Below are 18,848 nucleotides of genomic sequence, written 5' to 3'. Positions count from 1 at the left end.
CAATGTGGGGATTCAACATCTCACCACCCTCACGCGTGGCGGAACGTCACCTCGGTGCGCGGTACGTCACGACTTCGGCTGGAACGTCTTGGCAAGCGTTTGCCATGTGTCCTTGCGCAGATCGCTGTCCCATTCCGACGCCTTCGCGGTGTACATCAGCGCGTATCCCTGATGCGCGTTGACGACGAATCCGCGGTCTATCGACCGGTACTTCGTGCCGCCCTCCGTGTAGGTGAACTCCCAGTCGGCCGTGTTCCAGCCGCGGTAGTCCACCTGCTCTATGCGGATCCGCTTGTACTGCGAGCGCACCATGTACTGCTCTTGGTTCTTCCAGTCGGCGACCGGGTCGTCCTTGGGCGTGGTCGTCCAGCCGACGAGCAGCTTCTGCCCGTCAGGACCGGTGAAACGGGCCCCCGCGGCTCCCGTGGACTGGTACTTCCAGCCCTTCGGCAGCCCGATCGAGAACCCCTGACTGCTCTTGTACGTCTTCACGGAGCTGTCGCCCGACCCGCTGCCGGAGTCGTCCGAACCTCCGGACCCGCTGGCCGTCCCGGCGGACGAACTGTCGTCCGTCTCCTGCTCGTCCGACCCGGTCCCGGTGTTGTCCTTGCTGCCGCTGTCCGTGTGCGTACCGCCGCTGCCGCTGCCGCTGCCGCCGGCCTTGGGCGTGCCGCTGCTGCCCGCGGTCGTCCCGCTGGACGTCCCGCTGGATGCCGCGGCCTTGGTGTCGCTGCTGCCCTTGTTGTCCTTCGAACTGCCGTCGTCGCCACCGAGGGTGAGGGCGAGCACGACTCCGAGCACGGCCAGCACCACGACCACCGCGACGATCACCAGCGTCCGCCGCGGCACCACGTCGGTGAGCGGCGCCCTGGGCACGGACCGGGGGGGCCGGTCCGGCTCCGGCACGACGGGCCATCCCGAACTGGGTTTCACCGGACCGGAGTTCGACCCGACGACAGCACTTTCGCGCCCACCGCCCCCCACGGCCGTCCCCTGGCCGACGCCGCTCCCCGTGCCCGCCGGCGTCGCCGCGGCGGAGGAGCCGGGCTTACCGGCCGAGGACGGGTTGGGCTTACCGACCGCGGCGGCTCCCGGCTTACCGGGGGCAGGCGCGCTTGCGCTCGCCGAGGAGCCCGCGGAAGACGTACCGGCACCCGCGGCCCCGGTCCCCCCGGAGACGTCCGTACCGCCGGACTTGGCGCGTGCCGCGGCCGAAGCCGTGGCCGCCCCCGCCGCCTTGCGGACCGAGCGCAGCGCACCGCGGAACCGATCCGCGGCCTCCTCGCCCCGCTTGGCTCCGGAACCGCCCGAACTTCCCTTGCCCGTGCCCTCCTCCGGCACCGGCGGCAACGCCACGACCCGCGTCGCGTCCACCGGCTCCGGCTCCTTGGGCTGGGGCGCGTGGAGCACCTCGTTGAGCATCGCCCGGGCGCCCGCGTCGTCGAGCCGCTGCTCGGGGTCCTTGGCGAGCAGCCCGTAGATGACGCTCCTCAGCGGACCCGCGTTCTTCGGCTCCTCCAGCGGCTCGGTCATCACCGCGGTCAGCGTCGCGATCGCGGAACCCTTGTCGTACGGCGGCACACCCTCGACCGACGCGTACAGCAGTCCGCCCAGCGACCACAGGTCCGCCGCCGGTCCCGGCTTGTGCCCGCGCGCCCGCTCCGGCGAGATGTACGAGGGCGCGCCGACGAGCATGCCGGTCGAGGTGATCGACGGGTCGCCCTCGACCTGTGCGATACCGAAGTCGGTGAGCACGACCCGGCCGTCCTCGGCGATCAGCACGTTCGACGGCTTCACGTCACGGTGCAGAATGCCCTCGCGGTGCGCGGCCCGCAGTACGTCGAGGATCGCGAGCCCGACCTCGGCAGCCCGCTTCGGCTCGAGCAGCCCGTCCTCACGGATGGCCTCGGCGAGCGACTTGCCCTCGACGAGCTCCATCACGATCCACGGCCGGTTGTCCTCGTCGACCACGTCGAAGACCGTCACCGCACTGTTGTTGCGGATCCGGGCGATCGCCTTGGCCTCCCGCAACGTGCGCGTGATCAGCCGCCGCTTCTCGTCCTCGTCGATGCTCGTCGGGAACCGCAGCTCCTTCACGGCGACCGTACGGCCCAGGGTCTCGTCCTCGGCCCGCCACACCGTGCCCATGCCGCCGCGGCCGAGTACGTCTCCCAGCCGGTACCGCCCGGCGAGGAGACGTCCGCTCTTGTCCTGACGGGATGCTCCCGCCCGCTCCGCCTCCGACATGCGTCCCCTCATGCAACCCGCCCTGACAGAGCCTCCATTGTCACCCACGCGAGGACCGCCCGACGCCCAGGGTGGTTCTACGCGGGGGGACCGCCCGCCGCCCGTGTCCGAACGTGCCGCATGATGGGCCGCTACACGGAGGGACCGCCGATGCCGAAGCCCCGGACAGCCCGGACACCTCGGACACTGCTGGCCATACCCGTGTCCCTGGCCCTCCTCGGTTTCGCCCCGGGCGGCTTTCAGGCTCCCACGACTCCGGCCACGGACGCCCTCCTCCCCCTGCTCGTCACTCGAGGCGGGGCTCCCGCTGCCGCCCTGCTGGCCCGCGAGGAGTCCGGCATCCGCTTCGCCCGCGCCGGCCGGGGAATCGACCGGGCCGACCATTTCCGCGCCGGCAGCATCACCAAGACCTTCATCGCGACGGTCGTGCTGCAACTGGCCGCCGAACACCGGCTGTCCCTGTCGGACTCCGTGGAGGATCACCTGCCCGGCCTGGTGCGCGGCGCGGGACACGACGGCCGGGCCGTGACGCTGCGCGCCCTGCTCACCCACACCAGCGGTCTGGCCGACTTCACCGCGGACACCGCAGGCACCGTCCCCGTGACTCCGCTTCAGGCCGTTCGCATCGCTCTCACCCACCCCCCGGCCGACCGCGGCCGCTTCGCCTACTCCAACACCAACTACGTCCTGCTCGGCATGGTCGTCCAGCAGGTCACCGGCCACTCGTACGCCGTCGAGGCCGAGCGCCGCATCGTGACTCCCCTCCGTCTGACGGGCACCTCGTTCCCCGGCGCCCGCACCGCTCTTCCCGATCCGCACGGCCGCGCGTACGCCGCCGACGGAACCGACGTCACCGAACTCGACCCGCGCGTGGCCGGCGCGGCGGGCGAGCTCGTGACCACCCTCGCCGACCTGGACCGCTTCTACGCGGCGCTGCTGGGCGGCGAACTGCTTCCCGCGCATGGGCTGCGCGAGATGCTCGACACCCGTACCGCACACGGCTCGTACGGCATGGGCCTCTATCCCGTGAAGCTGCCGTGCGGCACCACGGTGTGGGGGCACAACGGCCGGATCTCCGGCAGCTACGTGCGCACCGCAGCCACCGTCGACGGCCGTCGTGTCCTCACCTTCCGGGTGAACACGGACGGGGTCTCAGAACCGGGCCTCGAACCCGCGGTGCTCGCCGCCGAGTTCTGCCCCCGCACCTCGTAGAACGGACGGGTTTCGAGCAGAGATCCCAGCCTCTTACACCCGTTCGAGTGATGTTCAGGAGGGGACGGGGCGGACACCGAAGGGCAGCCGGATCACCGCGGCACGATGTCCGGCGCCCCCAGCCGCGCCGCGTCCGCCGTCAGGTCGTCCGGCTGGCGCTGCGACTCCCGCTCCGCCTCGACCCGCTTCTCGTAGTGCTCGATCTCGCGCTCGATCTGGTCCTTGTCCCAGCCGAGGACCGGCGCCATCAGTTCGGCGGCCTCGCGGGCGCTGCGTGTGCCGCGGTCGAACGTCTCGATCGAGATGCGGGTGCGCCGGGTCAGTACGTCGTCCAGGTGCCGCGCGCCCTCGTGCGAGGCGGCATAGACGATTTCCGCCCGCAGATAGTCGTCGGCGGCCTGGAGCGGCGCGCCCAGCGAGGGATCGGCCGCCACCAGGTCGAGCAGTTCCTCCGCGAGCGAGCCGTAACGGTTCAGCAGGTGCTCCACGCGCACCACATGGAGCCCGGTGCGGGCCGCGATCCGCGCTCGCGCGTTCCACAGCGCCCGGTACCCCTCGGCGCCGATCAGCGGAATGTCCTCGGTGACGCAGTCGGCGACGCGCTGGTCGAGGCCGTGCACCGCCTCGTCGACCGCGTCCTTGGCCATGACCCGGTACGTCGTGTACTTGCCGCCCGCGACGACCACCAGCCCCGGCACCGGATGGGCCACGGTGTGCTCGCGCGACAGCTTGCTGGTGGCGTCCGACTCTCCGGCGAGCAGCGGCCGCAGACCCGCGTACACGCCCTGGACGTCGTCGCGCGAAAGGGGCACCGACAGCACTGAGTTCACGTGTTCGAGCAGGTAGTCGATGTCCGCGCTGGAGGCGGCCGGGTGTGCCTTGTCGAGGTCCCAGGGGGTGTCGGTGGTGCCGACGATCCAGTGGCGCCCCCACGGGATCACGAACAGCACGGACTTCTCGGTCCGCAGGATCAGACCGGTCGTGGAGTGGATCCGGTCCTTCGGCACGACCAGATGTATGCCCTTGGACGCCCGTACGTGGAACTGCCCCCGCTCCCCGACCATCGCCTGGGTGTCATCGGTCCACACCCCCGTGGCGTTGACGACCTGCCGGGCATGGATCTCGTACTCCCCGCCGCCTTCCACGTCCTGCACCCTGGCACCGACAACGCGCTCGCCCTCGCGCAGGAAGTCGGTCACGCGCGCGCGGTTCGCCGCCTTCGCGCCGTACGCCGCCGCCGTGCGCACCAGCATCGCCACATAGCGGGCGTCGTCCATCTGGGCGTCGTAGTACTGGAGCGCGCCGACCAGCGCCTCCTTCTTCAGGGCCGGCGCGACGCGCAGGGCGTGGCTGCGGGTCAGATGGCGGTGCGTGGGCAGTCCGCGGCCGTGTCCGGGCGCCATCGACATGGCGTCGTACAGCGCGACCCCGGCGCCCGCGTACAGCCGCTCCCAGCCCTTGTGCTGCAAGGGGTAGAGGAACGGGACGGGCTTCACGAGGTGCGGCGCCAGCCGCTCCAGGAGCAGCCCGCGCTCCTTGAGTGCCTCGCGCACAAGGGCGAAGTCGAGCATCTCCAGATAGCGCAGGCCGCCGTGTATCAGCTTGCTGGACCTGCTGGATGTGCCGGACGCCCAGTCCCGTGCCTCGACGATGCCTGTGGACAGGCCGCGTGTCACGGCGTCCAGCGCGGTACCCGCGCCGACCACGCCGCCGCCCACGACCAGCACGTCCAGCTCGCGCTCGGCCATTCCCGCCAGTGACTCGGCGCGCTCCGCCGGCCCCAGTGTCGCTGTCCTCACAGCTGCCTCCCGCAGTTCGTCGCGCCGGCCACACCCGTAAGGCGAGGCCCGGCTCGCATCCCCCCTGCCCAAATTCTGACCGTGTTGCCCGTCTTCGGCCACCACCCGCCCGCAGCCTGTGGACAACACTCACGGAAACTCGCCCAACCAATCCCGCAAATCGGTCATATTTACTCCTAGTCTGACATTGCGCTCGCTCGTTCTGTCCACAGGGCTTGCGCGACTGTCCCGCTTCGGCTACTGGGAAGGACGGCCCACGCAATGCCCGCAGATCTCGCCGTCATCGGACTCGGTCATCTCGGCCTGCCCCTGGCCCAGGCCGCCGTCGCGGCCGGTATCCCCACGGTCGGGTACAAGACCGGCCCCGAGGGGGGTTCCCTCACCGCCGCCGAACTGCGCCGGATGCTCTCGGGGGGCTTCCGGACGACGACCAACCCGGCCGAGCTCGGCCGGGTACGCACCGCCGTCATCTGCGCACCGACCCCGCGCGGCGCCGCCGGCGCGCTCGAGCTGAGCCAGGTGGAGGCCGCCGCCCGCACCCTCGCGGCCCGGTTGCGCCCGCACACCACCGTGATCCTGGAATCGCCCGTACACCCGGGGACGACCGAGGAATTCCTCCGTCCGCTCCTCGAAGAGGGTTCCGGACTCCGGGCCGGCCGTGACTTCCACCTCGCGTACTCACCGAGCCGCGTGGATCCGGGAAACCGTGACTTCGGCTCCGCCAACACCCCCAAGGTGATCGGGGGTCTGACCCCCGCGTGCACCGAGTCGGCCGCCGCGTTCTACGGCCGCCTCACCGACAAGGTGGTACGCGCGCGTGGACCCCGCGAGGCGGAGACCGTGCAGCTCCTGGAGACCAACTACCGGCACGTCAACATCGCCCTGGTCAACGAAATGGCTGTCCTCTGCAACGACTTGGGCGTCGACCTGTGGGACGTCATCCGCTGCGCCGAGACCAAGCCGTTCGGCTTCCAGGCCTTCCGCCCGGGCCCCGGTGTCGGCGGCCACGCGGTCCCCCAGGACCTGACCGGCCACTCGGGGCGCACCCTCCGGATGGTCGAACTGGCGCAACAGGTCAACAACCACATGCCCCAGTACGTCATCCAGCGCGCGGCGACCCTCCTCAACGAGCACGGGAAATCGGCCCGCGGCGCGCGCGTGCTGTTGCTCGGCGTCACCTACAAGCAGGACCTCGCCGACCAGCAGGGCTCTCCCGCCCACGAGATCGCGCTGCGTCTGATGGAACTCGGCGCGTCCGTCAGCTACCACGACCCGCACGTCCCTGCCTGGAGCGTCCTCGACCGCCCGATCCCGCGCGCCGACTCCCTCTACGAGGCGGCGGCAGACGCAGACCTCACGATCCTGCTCCAGCAGCACCGCACGTACGACCTCCAGGGCCTGTCCGTGAAGGCGCAGCTGCTGCTGGACACGCGGGGGGCCACTCCGACGGGGGCGGCGCACCGGTTGTGAAGGGGGGCGCCCGGGGCGGCCCGGGCTGCGGGGGCTGGTGGCGTCCGGCGCTCGCCGTCGGTACCGTAAGAAAGCAGGTGGAGCCCACCGCAGGGGGTACTGCGGCAGGCTCCTGAATGGTGAACGGAGTGTCCACCCCTAGGTTTTGTAGGGGTGGCCGCTCACCAGCCGAAGATCAGGTGGAGCCCACCGCGGCGGCTACCGCGGCAGGCTCCTGAATGGTGAACGGAGTGTCCACCCCTAGGTTCTATAGGGGTGGCCGCTCACCATCCGAAAATCCGCAAGATCCACCTCCTCCGGCACTTCACCGTCCACAGACGGATCCGGTCCCAGCGGGTGGGCTTGCGATGACGTCCCATGGGCGCCCCCTTCCACGACACCGCCCAGTAGCCCGGTGGACGGTCCGTCGGAAATCGGGCCGGGCCCCGAGGGCCGGGGTCCGGAACCGTGTCCTTGGAAGGGGGCGCTCCAGAAACCTGGGGCGCCGACCCGGACGCTATCGCTCACACCCCCGCCGATCGGCCCGCTTTCGCCTCGAAGGCAACCCTGCGCCCCCCGGCCGCACAACGCGCCCCATCTGCGCCCTTGGGCATGCGAAGGGGGCCTTCACCCATCTAGGGTGAAGGCCCCCTTCGTTTCTCAGGCCGATCGTTTCTCAGGCCGAGCGCGGCGTCACCGCTTGTGCTGCGCGTCCGCCACCGTCACCTCGACGCGCTGGAACTCCTTGAGCTCGCTGTAGCCGGTGGTGGCCATGGCGCGGCGCAGGGCGCCGAAGATGTTCATGGAGCCGTCCGGGATGTGCGAGGGCCCGGTGAGGATCTCCTCGATGGTGCCGACGGTGCCGAGGTCGACCTTCTTGCCGCGCGGCAGCTCCTCGTTGACAGCCTCCATGCCCCAGTGGTGGCCCCTGCCCGGCGCGTCCGTGGCGCGCGCGAGCGGCGAGCCCATCATCACCGAGTCGGCGCCACAGGCGATGGCCTTGGGCAGATCGCCGGACCAGCCGACGCCGCCGTCCGCGATCACGTGCACGTACCGGCCGCCGGACTCGTCCATGTAGTCGCGGCGGGCAGCGGCGACGTCGGCGACCGCCGTGGCCATCGGGACCTGGATGCCCAGCACGTTGCGCGTGGTGTGCGCGGCGCCGCCGCCGAAGCCGACCAGCACACCGGCCGCGCCCGTGCGCATCAGGTGCAGGGCCGCGGTGTACGTGGCGCAGCCGCCGACGATCACCGGGACGTCGAGCTCGTAGATGAACTGCTTCAGGTTCAGCGGCTCGGCGGCACCCGAGACGTGCTCGGCCGACACCGTCGTACCGCGGATGACGAAGATGTCCACGCCCGCGTCGACGACCGCCTTGGAGAACTGCGCCGTGCGCTGCGGGGACAGGGCCGCCGCGGTGACCACGCCCGAGTCGCGCACCTCCTTGATGCGCTGCCCGATCAGCTCCTCCTTGATGGGAGCCGCGTAGATCTCCTGGAGGCGGCGGGTCGCGGTGTCCGCGTCCAGCTCCGCGATCTCGTCCAGCAGCGGCTGCGGGTCCTCGTACCGCGTCCACAGGCCTTCGAGGTTGAGCACGCCCAGGCCGCCCAGCTCACCGATGCGGATCGCCGTGGCCGGGGAGACCACCGAGTCCATGGGAGCGGCCAGGAAGGGCAGCTCGAAGCGGTAGGCGTCGATCTGCCAGGCGATCGAGACCTCCTTCGGGTCCCGGGTACGGCGGCTGGGGACGACGGCGATGTCGTCGAAGGCGTATGCCCGGCGGCCGCGCTTGCCCCGCCCGATCTCGATCTCAGTCACGTCTTAGGCCTTTCCCTCTTCGCTTCTGCGCCTCCCAGTATCCCCGACGCCCACGACGAGGGCGGCCCCGGAACCTTCCGGGACCGCCCTCGTCCGTGCTTCACGCGTGCGTGGATACCGTGAACTGCTACCTGAGTACTACTTGCTACGGCTGTAGTTCGGCGCCTCGACCGTCATCTGGATGTCGTGCGGGTGGCTCTCCTTGAGACCCGCCGACGTGATGCGTACGAACCGGCCGTTGTCCTGGAGCTCGGGCACGGTGCGGCCGCCTACGTAGAACATCGACTGACGCAGACCGCCGACCAGCTGGTGGACGACCGCGGACAGCGGGCCGCGGTAGGGCACCTGGCCCTCGATGCCCTCGGGCACGAGCTTCTCGTCGGAGGCGACGCCCTCCTGGAAGTAGCGGTCCTTGGAGAAGGAGCGCTGCTCACCACGGGACTGCATGGCGCCCAGGGAGCCCATGCCGCGGTACGACTTGAACTGCTTGCCGTTGATGAACAGCAGCTCGCCCGGCGACTCCTCGCAGCCCGCGAGCAGCGAACCGAGCATCACCGTGTCGGCGCCCGCGACCAGGGCCTTCGCGATGTCGCCGGAGTACTGGAGGCCACCGTCGCCGATGACCGGGACGCCGGCCTCCTTGGCGGCGAGCGACGCCTCGTAGATGGCCGTCACCTGGGGTACGCCGATACCGGCGACCACCCGGGTCGTACAGATGGAGCCGGGGCCGACGCCCACCTTGATGCCGTCGACACCGGAGTCGATGAGCGCCTGGGCGCCGTCGCGGGTGGCGATGTTGCCGCCGATGACGTCGACGCCGCCGGAGTTGGACTTGATCTTGGCGACCATGTCGCCGACCAGTCGGGAGTGGCCGTGCGCGGTGTCGACGACGATGAAGTCGACACCCGCCTCGATGAGGGCCTGGGCGCGCTCGAAGGCGTCACCGGCCACACCGACGGCCGCACCGACGAGCAGGCGCCCCTCGGCGTCCTTCGCGGCGTTCGGGTACTTCTCCGCCTTGGTGAAGTCCTTGACGGTGATGAGGCCCTTGAGGATGCCGGCGTCGTCGACCAGCGGAAGCTTCTCGATCTTGTGGCGGCGCAGCAGCTGCATCGCGTCGTTGCCGGAGATGCCGACCTTGCCGGTGACCAGGGGCATCGGCGTCATGACCTCGCGGACCTGGCGCGAGCGGTCCGTCTCGAAGGCCATGTCGCGGTTGGTCACGATGCCGAGCAGCTTGCCGTTGCCGTCGGTGACCGGGACGCCGCTGATGCGGAACTTGGCGCAGATCGCGTCGGCCTCGGCGAGCGTGGCGTCCGGGTGCACGGTGATGGGGTCGGTGACCATGCCGGACTCGGAGCGCTTCACCAGGTCGACCTGGTTGGCCTGGTCCTCGATGGACAGGTTGCGGTGCAGGACGCCGACGCCGCCCTGGCGGGCCATCGCGATCGCCATGCGGGCCTCGGTGACCTTGTCCATGGCGGCGGACAGAAGCGGGATGTTCACCCGCACGTTCTTGGAGACGTGCGAAGCGGTGTCGATCTGGTCGGGCGCCATGTCCGACGCGCCCGGCAGCAGCAGCACGTCGTCGTAGGTCAGCCCGAGTGTCGCGAATTTGGCGGGCACTCCGTCGACGTTGGCAGTCATGACACCTTCCCCAAATGGCCTTGATCGGTGCGGATGTCCATGCTAACGGGAAGCACGGCTCTCTCATTCCACGGTTTGGACTGCTCTGCGGCTTCGTAGGTTCGTACGGGATGGGTGGCGCCCCCGTTCACCCCGGCGCGCGGGGAAGCGCCGAGCCCGGACGGGGACGGCTCGCCGCCGCCGGTCCACACCGCCTCACTGCTCGCCGTTGTGGGGGACGGGCGCAGCGCCGCCCCGGCGAGAAGCGCAGCTCCCTGAGACCCGGCTGCCGCTCGGCCGACTACTGCTCGGCCAGCGCACGCAGTCGGCTCAGTGCCCTGTGCTGCGCGACCCGGACCGCACCGGGTGACATTCCCAACATCTGGCCCGTCTCCTCGGCCGTGAGGCCCACCGCGATCCTCAGCAGGAGCAGCTCGCGCTGGTTCTCGGGGAGGTTGGCCAGCAGTTTCTTGGCCCATTCGGCGTCGCTGCTCAGCAGGGCCCGCTCCTCCGGGCCCAGGGAGTCGTCCGGCCGCTCGGGCATCTCGTCGGACGGCACGGCCGTCGAACCCGGGTGGCGCATCGCGGCGCGCTGAAGGTCGGCCACCTTGTGCGCGGCGATGGCGAAGACGAACGCCTCGAACGGGCGGCCGGTGTCCTTGTAGCGCGGCAGCGCCAGGAGCACCGCGACGCACACCTCCTGCGCCAGGTCCTCCTGGAAGTGCCGCGCGTCGCCCGGAAGCCGGGACAGACGGGCGCGGCAGTAGCGCAATGCCAATGGGTGAACGCGGGCGAGCAGGTCGTGTGTGGCCTGCTCGTCGCCGTCGACCGCGCGATGAACGAGCGCACCGATCACCGTCGTCTCGTCGTCACGCATCGGTCCATGGTGCCTCGGCGTCGACCGCTCCGTGGCACCGCGTCCATAGTTGTGCACCGAAGCGTTATGAGCAGGTGCGCCGGAACTCATCTCCTGCGCCCTCCCCTCCCGCTCGACCGACTTGTCCCCAAGGAACTCCACACCTCAAGGATGCGGCATCCGCGGCGAAACGAGCAGCGGGCACCCGGCGGGCCTCTTTGCCAAACGGCTCCGAAGGTGTTCCTGGGCCTCTCCGGCGTCGCCCGGCCCCGCCCACCATGAGGTGAGCGGGGATCTCCGCACCCCCGTTACAGCTCACCTAACGGACCAGGCCCCACCGGAAACCGAGCGCCACGGCGTGCGCGCGGTCCGAGGCGCCGAGCTTCTTGAAGAGCCGCCGGGCGTGCGTCTTGACGGTGTCCTCGGAGAGGAACAGCTCACGGCCGATCTCCGCGTTGGAGCGGCCGTGACTCATGCCCTCCAGCACCTGGATCTCACGCGCGGTGAGCGTCGGCGCTGCGCCCATCTCGGCGGAACGCAGTCTGCGTGGCGCGAGCCGCCAGGTGGGGTCGGCGAGCGCCTGCGTCACCGTGGCCCGCAGTTCGGCGCGCGAGGCGTCCTTGTGTAGATAGCCGCGGGCACCGGCGGCGACGGCGAGCGCCACCCCGTCCAGGTCCTCGGCGACGGTGAGCATGATGATGCGCGCACCCGGGTCGGCGGACAGCAGCCGCCGGACCGTCTCGACACCGCCCAGACCGGGCATGCGTACGTCCATCAGAATCAGGTCCGAACGGTCGGCACCCCAGCGGCGGAGGACTTCCTCGCCGTTGGCCGCCGTCGTGACACGCTCGACGCCGGGCACGGTCGCCACCGCGCGGCGGAGCGCCTCTCGGGCAAGCGGGGAGTCGTCGCAGACGAGGACGGATGTCATGGCCGCCCTCCGCAGCTGATGCGCGTCACCTTGAGCCTCCAGGCTGGTTACGAATCGTCACCGGTGCGGTCGACACTCGCCGACGGAAACTGCCGCCTGCCCGAGCGCTTGTTCCTTCAACCGCCTCGCACTCTCAACGACGGTCACTCGAAAGAGTTACGGGGCGGTGAGCCATCTTCGGCACTCTACGTGAGGGCGCGGACACAGTGCAGACATGCACGACGGACCCTCAACGTTTCATCACAACCCGTGCCCCATTTAGCCGGTTTTCTTCCCGTTTGCTGGTGTCTGGGGCTAGATTCGCAATGAGTCATATTTTCATCTCCTTAGATCGTAGATGTACGGTCGTGGGCAGGTAGCAGCCCAGAACGCCGACAAGGGGACACGTAATGGCAGATTTCTCTCGCCTTCCCGGTCCGAACGCGGACCTCTGGGACTGGCAGCTCCTCGCGGCCTGCCGCGGGGTCGACAGCTCGCTCTTCTTCCACCCGGAGGGTGAGCGCGGTGCGGCACGGAGCGCTCGCGAGAACTCGGCCAAAGAGGTCTGCATGAGATGTCCGGTGCGCGCGCAGTGCGCGGCCCACGCGCTCGCGGTGCGCGAGCCGTACGGCGTGTGGGGCGGACTGACCGAGGACGAGCGCGAAGAACTCATGGGGCGGGCGCGGAACCGGCTGGTGTCGGCGGCGACGAACAGCCGCGACACCGCCTCGAACAACTGAAGGAACGTTTCTGCACACGGGTACGCACACGCGTGCCCCTATTTTTGGTGCGCGGCATTCCCGAGGCGTCCCCCAAGGAAGGGCGCGGATCCCGAAGAAGCGCGCTGATCCCGAAGAAGAGGGAGGTCAGCGAGTTGCGGCCGCTGCCAGCTGGTCCAGTGTCGCCGCCACCGCGGGCACCTGGGCCAGATCCGGGAGCGTCAGCGCGACGATCTCCCGCCGCACCGGCGGTTCCACCGCCACCGTGCGCGCGCCCCTGGGACGTACGGACTCGATCGCGAGCTGCGGCAGTACGGCCACGCCGAGACCGGCGCTCACCAGACCGACCACCGCCGGGTAGTCGTCGGTCGCGAAGTCGATCCGGGGAGTGAAGCCGGCGCTCTCGCACACCTCGACGAGCTGACCGCGGCAGCGCGGGCATCCCGCGATCCACGGGTCCGCGGCGAGGTCGGCGATGGCGACGGACTCGGTCCGGGCCAGCCGGTGCCCCTCGGGGACCAGGCCGACGAGACGGTCGGTGAGCAGGGGGCGTACGACCAGGTCGTCCCATTCCTCGGCGCCGGCCGCACCCTCGTACCGGAAGGCGAGCGCCACATCGCAGTCGCCCTCGCGCAGCATCTCGACCGAGCGCGGCGGTTCGGCCTCCTCCAGGGAGACCCGGGTGCCGGGGTGCGCGGCGCGCAGGGCGGCCAGGGCGGTCGGGACGAGCGCCGAACTGCCGCTGGGGAACGAGACGAGACGTACGCGCCCGGCGCGCAGTCCCGCGATGGCGGCGACCTCTTCCTCGGCCGCCGTGAGTCCGGCGATGATGCCCGCGGCGTGCCGGACCAGGGCCTCGCCGGCCTGGGTCAGGCGCATTTCGCGGCCCGTGCGGATCAGCAGCGGTGTGCCCACCGACGACTCCAGCGCCTTCATCTGCTGGCTGACGGCGGGCTGGGTGCAGCCCAGCTCGCGCCCCGCCGCCGAGAAAGAGCCGGTGGCGGCCACGGCACGCAGCACGCGGAGATGTCGGGCCTCGATCACCCTGTGAGCATAAGCGCATCTTGGGCCAACCTCTGAATATCGCGTCGACACTTTGACCGCCCGTCACCTAGCGTGCGGGCATGATGCTTCTGTCGCTGAACGTGGGCCGGGCACGGGCCGTGGAGTACACGGACCAGCCGGAGGGCGTGACCGGTATCGACAAGCGCCCGGTGGACGGGCCGGTGCGGATCTCGGCGCCCGGGCCCAAGGGGGTCGGCGCGAGCGGCGTGGCCGGGGACGCCGTGTGCGACACCCGCCACCACGGCGGGGAACACCAGGCGGTGTACGCGGTCGCCCGCGAGGACCTGGACGGCTGGGAGCGCGAGCTGGGCCGCGCGCTGCCCAACGGCGTGTTCGGCGAGAACCTCACCACCGAGGGGCTCGACGTGTCCGGCGCGCGGATCGGTGAGCGCTGGCGCATAGGCCCCGACGTGGTCCTCGAGGTGACCTCCGGGCGGATTCCGTGCCGGACCTTCCAGGAGCATCTCGGGGAGCGGGGCTGGGTCAAGCGGTTCACGCACAAGGGCGCGCCGGGCGCGTATCTGCGGGTGGTCGAGCCGGGTGAGATCCGGGCGGGCGACCCGGTCGAGATCGTGCACCGGCCCGGCCACGAGGTGACGGTGGCGCTCCAGTTCCGGGCCGTCACGACGGAACGGGAGCTGCTGCCGCGACTGCTGGCGGCAGCGGAAGCGCTGCATCCGGAGGCACTCGCGCGGGCCCGGGAGTACGTGGAGAAGTACGAGGCGTAGAAGAGGGGTGGAAGCGGAGTCGTACGAGGCGTGGAACTCGTCTTCCGCGAACGGGCCTTGGCGGCAGCCCCGGCCGCCCCGCCACCCGACCGCGCGTCACGGTTGCCGAACGGCCGGGCCCGGAGAGCGGACCGGCGCACTCCGGGTCACTAACCTTGGCCCATGACAACGGCTCTGATTACGGGATCGACCGCGGGAATCGGTGCCGCGTTCGCGCGGCGGCTGGCGGCGGACGGGCACAACCTCGTCCTGGTGGCACGTGACACCAAGCGACTGCGTGAGCAGGCCACGGAGTTGCACGACCGGCACGGCATCGAGGCGGAGGTGCTGACCGCGGACCTGGCGACGGACGACGGCATCGAGACGGTGGCCGCCCGGCTGGGCGACCGCAAGAACGCGGTCGATCTGCTGGTCAACAACGCGGGCTTCGGCAACAAGGGCCGCTACCTCGACGTGTCGATGGCCGACGAGCTGAAGATGCTCAAGGTGCACTGCGAGGCGGTGCTGCGGCTGACGAGCGCGGCGGCGGAGCCGATGCGCGAGCGGGGGCGCGGCGGGGTCGTGAACGTCGCCTCGGTGGCCGCGTTCGTACCGCGCGGCACCTACGGGGCGTCGAAGGCGTGGGTCGTGCAGTTCACCCAGGGCGCGGCGAAGGACCTGGCCGGCTCCGGCGTCCGCCTGATGGCGCTGTGCCCCGGCTTTGTGCGCACCGAGTTCCACCAGCGGGCCGGCATGGGCACGGACAACATCCCCAAGTGGATGTGGCTGGACGCGGACAAGCTGGTCGCGGCGGCGCTGGCGGATCTGGCCCGGGGCAAGTCGCTGTCGATTCCGGACCCGCGCTACAAGGCGCTGATGGGACTGGTGAAGGTGACCCCGCGGGCGCTGCTGGGCGGGATCTCCTCGAAGACGGGGCGGAAGTACGGGCCTCAGTGAGAGGTGGCGTCACCTCTGTGGTGGGAAAATGGGGGTGTTCGACCGGACCCGGGGGGCCGGAGGTGACGTCATGACATTTCTTCAGCTCATCGACTGCAAGACCAGTCGGTTCGACGAGATGAACCGGCTCATGGACACATGGGTCGAGCGGACCAAGGGGAAGCGGACCGCGTCGCACAGCGTGATCGGGAAGGACCGGTCCGACGCGTCGCACATCGTGGAGATCGTGGAGTTCCCGTCGTACGAGGAAGCGGTGCGGAACTCGAACCTCCCGGAGACCGACAGCGTCTTCCGGGAGATGGTGGCGCTCTGCGACGAGATGCCCACGTTCACCGATCTGGACGTGGTGCGGGACGAGCAGCTGTACGCGGGGACCGTCCGCAGGTTCCTCCTGGAGGTGGCCACCGAGGGCGAACTGCCGCCGCTCAACGACGTGATGGCGGAGAACTACCACGACCACGACCCCGCCAACGAGCAGGACGCTATCGGGCTGGACGCGATGCGGCGCGAGATCGAGATGTGGCGCCGTGGGTTCGACTTCGCCTTCACCGTCGAGGACCAGCTCGCCGAGGGGGACCGGGTGTGCACCCGGTGGAGCTGGAAGGGCGACCACAAGGGGGACTTCATGGGGATCCTGGCGACCGGCAAGCAGGTCACGATGACCGGGACGACCGTCTTCCGGTGCGGCGAGGACGGCAAGATCGTCGAGGGGTGGTGGCAGTACGACCGGCTGGGGCTGCTGGCCCAGTTGGGCGCGCTCGACGAGCTCGAGAGCTAGACGCCCGGACCGTGCTCGGCGCGCCCGGGAACCAGTGGTTCCGGACAGCGCTGAGGCCCGGCACCCCGTGTGGGATGCCGAGCCTCGGTGACGCTTACCGGCCGGCGTCAGTGATGCCTGGCGTCAGTGCGAGTGGCCGTGACCGTGGCCGTGGCCCGCGTCGGCCTCCTCTTCCGCCGGCTTCTCGACGACCAGGGTCTCGGTCGTCAGGAGCAGGGACGCGATGGACGCGGCGTTCTCCAGGGCGGAGCGGGTGACCTTGACCGGGTCGATGACACCGGACTTGACCAGGTCGCCGTACTCGCCGGTCGCGGCGTTGAAGCCCTGGCCCTTGTCGAGCTCGGCGACCTTGGAGGTGATGACGTAGCCCTCGAGGCCGGCGTTCTCGGCGATCCAGCGCAGCGGCTCGACGGCGGCGCGGCGGACGACCGCGACACCCGTGGCCTCGTCGCCGGTCTTGCCGAGGTTGCCCTCCAGGACCTTCACGGCGTGGACGAGCGCGGAGCCACCACCGGAGACGATGCCCTCCTCGACCGCGGCGCGGGTCGCGGAGATGGCGTCCTCCAGACGGTGCTTCTTCTCCTTCAGCTCCACCTCGGTGGCGGCGCCGACCTTGATGACGCACACGCCGCCGGCCAGCTTCGCGAGGCGCTCCTGGAGCTTCTCGCGGTCCCAGTCGGAGTCGGTGTTCTCGATCTCGGCCTTGATCTGGTTGATCCGGCCGGCGACCTCGTCGGAGCTGCCGCCACCGTCGACGATGGTGGTGTCGTCCTTGGTGACGGTCACGCGGCGGGCGGTGCCCAGCACGTCCAGGCCGACCTGGTCGAGCTTGAGGCCGACCTCCTCGGCGATGACCTGACCGCCGGTGAGGGTGGCGATGTCGCCGAGCATGGCCTTGCGGCGGTCACCGAAGCCGGGGGCCTTGACCGCGACCGCGTTGAACGTGCCGCGGATCTTGTTCACGACCAGGGTCGACAGTGCCTCGCCCTCGACGTCCTCGGCGATGATCAGCAGCGGCTTGGAGGCGTTGGCCTGGATGACCTTCTCCAGCAGCGGCAGGAGGTCCTGGATGGAGGAGATCTTGCCCTGGTGGATGAGGATGTACGGGTCCTCGAGGACGGCCTCCATGCGCTCCTGGTCCGTCACGAAGTACGGCGACAGGTAGCCCTTGTCGAAGGCCATGCCCTCGGTGAAGTCCAGCTCCAGACCGAAGGTGTTGGACTCCTCGACGGTGATGACACCGTCCTTGCCGACCTTGTCCATCGCCTCGGCGATGAGCTCGCCGACCTGGCTGTCCTGGGCGGACAGACCGGCGACGGCGGCGATGTCGGACTTCTCGTCGATCGGGCGGGCGGTCGCGAGGAGCTCCTCGGACACAGCCTTGACCGCGGCGTCGATGCCCTTCTTCAGGAGGGCGGGGGACGCGCCGGCGGCGACGTTCTTCAGGCCCTCGCGGACGAGCGCCTGGGCCAGCACGGTGGCGGTGGTCGTACCGTCACCCGCGATGTCGTTGGTCTTGGTCGCCACCTCCTTCACCAGCTGGGCGCCGAGGTTCTCGTACGGGTCCTCGACCTCGACCTCGCGGGCGATGGTGACACCGTCGTTGGTGATGGTGGGGGCGCCGAACTTCTTGTCGATGACGACGTTGCGGCCCTTGGGGCCGATCGTCACCTTGACCGTGTCGGCAAGCTTGTTGACGCCGCGCTCGAGGGCGCGACGGGCGTCCTCGTCGAACTTCAGGATCTTCGCCATGGGAGCGATTCAGCCCTCTCGGAAAACTGCGGAAAGCTAGTGAAAGCCTGGGAAAACGAACTGCGCCCCGGGCGCCCGGCTTGTTGATGGTCGCGGGGGCCAGGGGCGCAGCTCACAGCACATGCTTCGAGATGAATTACTTCTCGACGATCGCGAGCACGTCGCGAGCCGAGAGGACGAGGTACTCCTCGCCGTTGTACTTCACCTCGGTGCCGCCGTACTTGCTGTAGAGCACTACGTCGCCGACGGTGACGTCGAGCGGAAGACGGTTACCGTCCTCGAAGCGACCCGGGCCCACCGCAAGGACGACGCCCTCCTGGGGCTTCTCCTTCGCGGTGTCCGGGATGACCAGGCCAGAGGCCGTGGTCTGCTCGGCGTCGAGCGGCTGGACCACAATGCGGTCCTCGAGCGGCTTGATGGCAACCTTGGAGCTGGCGGTCGTCACGATCCGACCTCCCCCTTCGGAGATCTCACGGGGTTAACTGTCTGAGGTGGCGACCAGGTCGATCCGTCGTCGCGGGTGCCGGACCTGCCCGTCGCTACTGGCACTCTCCAGTGGGGAGTGCCAGACCTGAGACTATGACCGCGGTTAGCACTCGGTCAAGCGGAGTGCCAATTGCGGCGGCGTGGCGCGCCGATCCGTCCGGTCTCCGGCGGCGTACGACGTGGTCTCGGCTCGGAGAACGTCGCCCCGGAGCGGGAAGTTCCGTACGACCGTGCGGATATGTCCGGCGACCCCGGTTGCCGTATGCCGCACCCACCCGACGACCGGCCCGACTCCCGTGTGCCGCACTTTTCCGACGACCGGCCCGACTCCCGGCAGCCCGAGCCCGCTCTCGCGCACGGCGATGCCATCGCCGGTGGCCGCATGTCACCACGCGGGCTCGCTGCACCTGGCCCTCGGCGCCGTCGTGCTGCTTTTCACGCTGAACGTCTGGCACGACGCGTACGCG

15 protein-coding genes are annotated in these 18,848 nt (G+C 70.1%); 6 read left to right on the top strand and 9 right to left on the bottom strand.

Annotation, left to right across the window (positions count from 1 at the left end):
* Positions 1–66: 66 nt before the first annotated feature.
* Positions 67–2,247: a serine/threonine-protein kinase gene (locus GTY58_RS26150; protein WP_010986410.1), complete on the bottom strand. Its 2,181-nt coding sequence runs from the start codon at positions 2,245–2,247 to the stop codon at positions 67–69.
* Positions 2,248–2,397: 150 nt separating this feature from the next.
* Between GTY58_RS26150 and GTY58_RS26145 the strand changes: the two genes are divergently transcribed.
* Positions 2,398–3,459 (top strand): serine hydrolase domain-containing protein, encoded by a 1,062-nt coding sequence (locus GTY58_RS26145; RefSeq protein WP_010986409.1) that lies wholly within the window; start codon positions 2,398–2,400, stop codon positions 3,457–3,459.
* 92 nt (positions 3,460–3,551) lie between these two features.
* Here GTY58_RS26145 and GTY58_RS26140 read toward each other — a convergent pair whose 3' ends face one another.
* Positions 3,552–5,258: a glycerol-3-phosphate dehydrogenase/oxidase gene (locus GTY58_RS26140; RefSeq protein ID WP_010986408.1), complete on the bottom strand. Its 1,707-nt coding sequence runs from the start codon at positions 5,256–5,258 to the stop codon at positions 3,552–3,554.
* A gap of 261 nt (positions 5,259–5,519) precedes the next feature.
* Between GTY58_RS26140 and GTY58_RS26135 the strand changes: the two genes are divergently transcribed.
* Complete coding sequence (locus GTY58_RS26135; protein WP_010986407.1) at positions 5,520–6,728, top strand: nucleotide sugar dehydrogenase; 1,209 nt, start codon at positions 5,520–5,522, stop codon at positions 6,726–6,728.
* A gap of 672 nt (positions 6,729–7,400) precedes the next feature.
* Here the strand turns inward: GTY58_RS26135 and GTY58_RS26130 are convergent.
* From GTY58_RS26130 to GTY58_RS26115, 4 genes are all read right to left on the bottom strand, one after another.
* Positions 7,401–8,525, bottom strand: a complete 1,125-nt coding sequence (locus tag GTY58_RS26130) for a GuaB3 family IMP dehydrogenase-related protein (protein WP_010986406.1) — start codon at positions 8,523–8,525, stop codon at positions 7,401–7,403.
* A 138-nt stretch (positions 8,526–8,663) separates the two neighbouring features.
* A complete protein-coding gene (guaB, locus tag GTY58_RS26125; RefSeq protein WP_010986405.1) occupies positions 8,664–10,172 on the bottom strand; it encodes an IMP dehydrogenase in 1,509 nt (502 codons plus the stop codon).
* A 280-nt stretch (positions 10,173–10,452) separates the two neighbouring features.
* The gene (locus GTY58_RS26120) at positions 10,453–11,028 is read right to left on the bottom strand and encodes a sigma-70 family RNA polymerase sigma factor (protein WP_010986404.1); all 576 of its coding nucleotides are present in this window, start codon (positions 11,026–11,028) and stop codon (positions 10,453–10,455) included.
* A 298-nt stretch (positions 11,029–11,326) separates the two neighbouring features.
* Complete coding sequence (locus tag GTY58_RS26115; RefSeq protein ID WP_003948568.1) at positions 11,327–11,938, bottom strand: response regulator transcription factor; 612 nt, start codon at positions 11,936–11,938, stop codon at positions 11,327–11,329.
* Between the two features lie 389 nt (positions 11,939–12,327).
* Here GTY58_RS26115 and GTY58_RS26110 point away from each other — a divergent pair, with 389 nt between their 5' ends.
* Positions 12,328–12,657, top strand: a complete 330-nt coding sequence (locus GTY58_RS26110; RefSeq protein ID WP_010986403.1) for a WhiB family transcriptional regulator — start codon at positions 12,328–12,330, stop codon at positions 12,655–12,657.
* Positions 12,658–12,783: 126 nt separating this feature from the next.
* Here the strand turns inward: GTY58_RS26110 and GTY58_RS26105 are convergent, their stop codons facing one another.
* Positions 12,784–13,680 carry a LysR family transcriptional regulator gene (locus GTY58_RS26105; protein ID WP_010986402.1) on the bottom strand — a complete coding sequence of 299 codons (897 nt, stop codon included), beginning with the start codon at positions 13,678–13,680 and terminating at the stop codon, positions 12,784–12,786.
* 80 nt (positions 13,681–13,760) lie between these two features.
* Between GTY58_RS26105 and GTY58_RS26100 the strand changes: the two genes are divergently transcribed.
* The 3 genes from GTY58_RS26100 to GTY58_RS26090 all read left to right on the top strand — a co-directional run bounded on the left by GTY58_RS26100 (position 13,761) and on the right by GTY58_RS26090 (position 16,143).
* On the top strand, positions 13,761–14,429 hold the full coding sequence (locus tag GTY58_RS26100; protein WP_010986401.1) for an MOSC domain-containing protein: 669 nt from the start codon (positions 13,761–13,763) through the stop codon (positions 14,427–14,429).
* Positions 14,430–14,591: 162 nt separating this feature from the next.
* Positions 14,592–15,365: an SDR family oxidoreductase gene (locus GTY58_RS26095; RefSeq protein ID WP_010986400.1), complete on the top strand. Its 774-nt coding sequence runs from the start codon at positions 14,592–14,594 to the stop codon at positions 15,363–15,365.
* 70 nt (positions 15,366–15,435) lie between these two features.
* Positions 15,436–16,143, top strand: a complete 708-nt coding sequence (locus GTY58_RS26090; protein WP_037648020.1) for an ester cyclase — start codon at positions 15,436–15,438, stop codon at positions 16,141–16,143.
* A 123-nt stretch (positions 16,144–16,266) separates the two neighbouring features.
* Here GTY58_RS26090 and groL read toward each other — a convergent pair whose 3' ends face one another.
* Together groL and groES are read right to left on the bottom strand one after the other, a co-directional pair.
* Entirely contained in the window at positions 16,267–17,895 is a 1,629-nt protein-coding gene (gene groL / locus GTY58_RS26085; protein ID WP_010986398.1) for a chaperonin GroEL, read from the bottom strand.
* 136 nt (positions 17,896–18,031) lie between these two features.
* A complete protein-coding gene (groES, locus tag GTY58_RS26080) occupies positions 18,032–18,340 on the bottom strand; it encodes a co-chaperone GroES (RefSeq protein WP_010986397.1) in 309 nt (102 codons plus the stop codon).
* Between the last annotated feature and the right edge of the window lie 508 nt (positions 18,341–18,848).

Source organism: Streptomyces sp. SID5469 (assembly GCF_009862865.1).
Lineage (GTDB): Bacteria > Actinomycetota > Actinomycetes > Streptomycetales > Streptomycetaceae > Streptomyces > Streptomyces avermitilis.
Note: the sequence above shows the minus strand (reverse complement) of the source record. Positions and strands in the feature narration are given on the sequence as shown.

Coding starts and splice junctions, on each gene's coding strand:
- GTY58_RS26150 (WP_010986410.1), bottom strand. CDS start 2,247: ATGTCGGAGGCGGAGCGGGCGGGAGCATCCCGTCAGGACAAGAGCGGA.
- GTY58_RS26145 (WP_010986409.1), top strand. CDS start 2,398: ATGCCGAAGCCCCGGACAGCCCGGACACCTCGGACACTGCTGGCCATA.
- GTY58_RS26135 (WP_010986407.1), top strand. CDS start 5,520: ATGCCCGCAGATCTCGCCGTCATCGGACTCGGTCATCTCGGCCTGCCC.
- guaB (WP_010986405.1), bottom strand. CDS start 10,172: ATGACTGCCAACGTCGACGGAGTGCCCGCCAAATTCGCGACACTCGGG.
- GTY58_RS26120 (WP_010986404.1), bottom strand. CDS start 11,028: ATGCGTGACGACGAGACGACGGTGATCGGTGCGCTCGTTCATCGCGCG.
- GTY58_RS26115 (WP_003948568.1), bottom strand. CDS start 11,938: ATGACATCCGTCCTCGTCTGCGACGACTCCCCGCTTGCCCGAGAGGCG.
- GTY58_RS26110 (WP_010986403.1), top strand. CDS start 12,328: ATGGCAGATTTCTCTCGCCTTCCCGGTCCGAACGCGGACCTCTGGGAC.
- GTY58_RS26100 (WP_010986401.1), top strand. CDS start 13,761: ATGATGCTTCTGTCGCTGAACGTGGGCCGGGCACGGGCCGTGGAGTAC.
- GTY58_RS26095 (WP_010986400.1), top strand. CDS start 14,592: ATGACAACGGCTCTGATTACGGGATCGACCGCGGGAATCGGTGCCGCG.
- GTY58_RS26090 (WP_037648020.1), top strand. CDS start 15,436: ATGACATTTCTTCAGCTCATCGACTGCAAGACCAGTCGGTTCGACGAG.
- groL (WP_010986398.1), bottom strand. CDS start 17,895: ATGGCGAAGATCCTGAAGTTCGACGAGGACGCCCGTCGCGCCCTCGAG.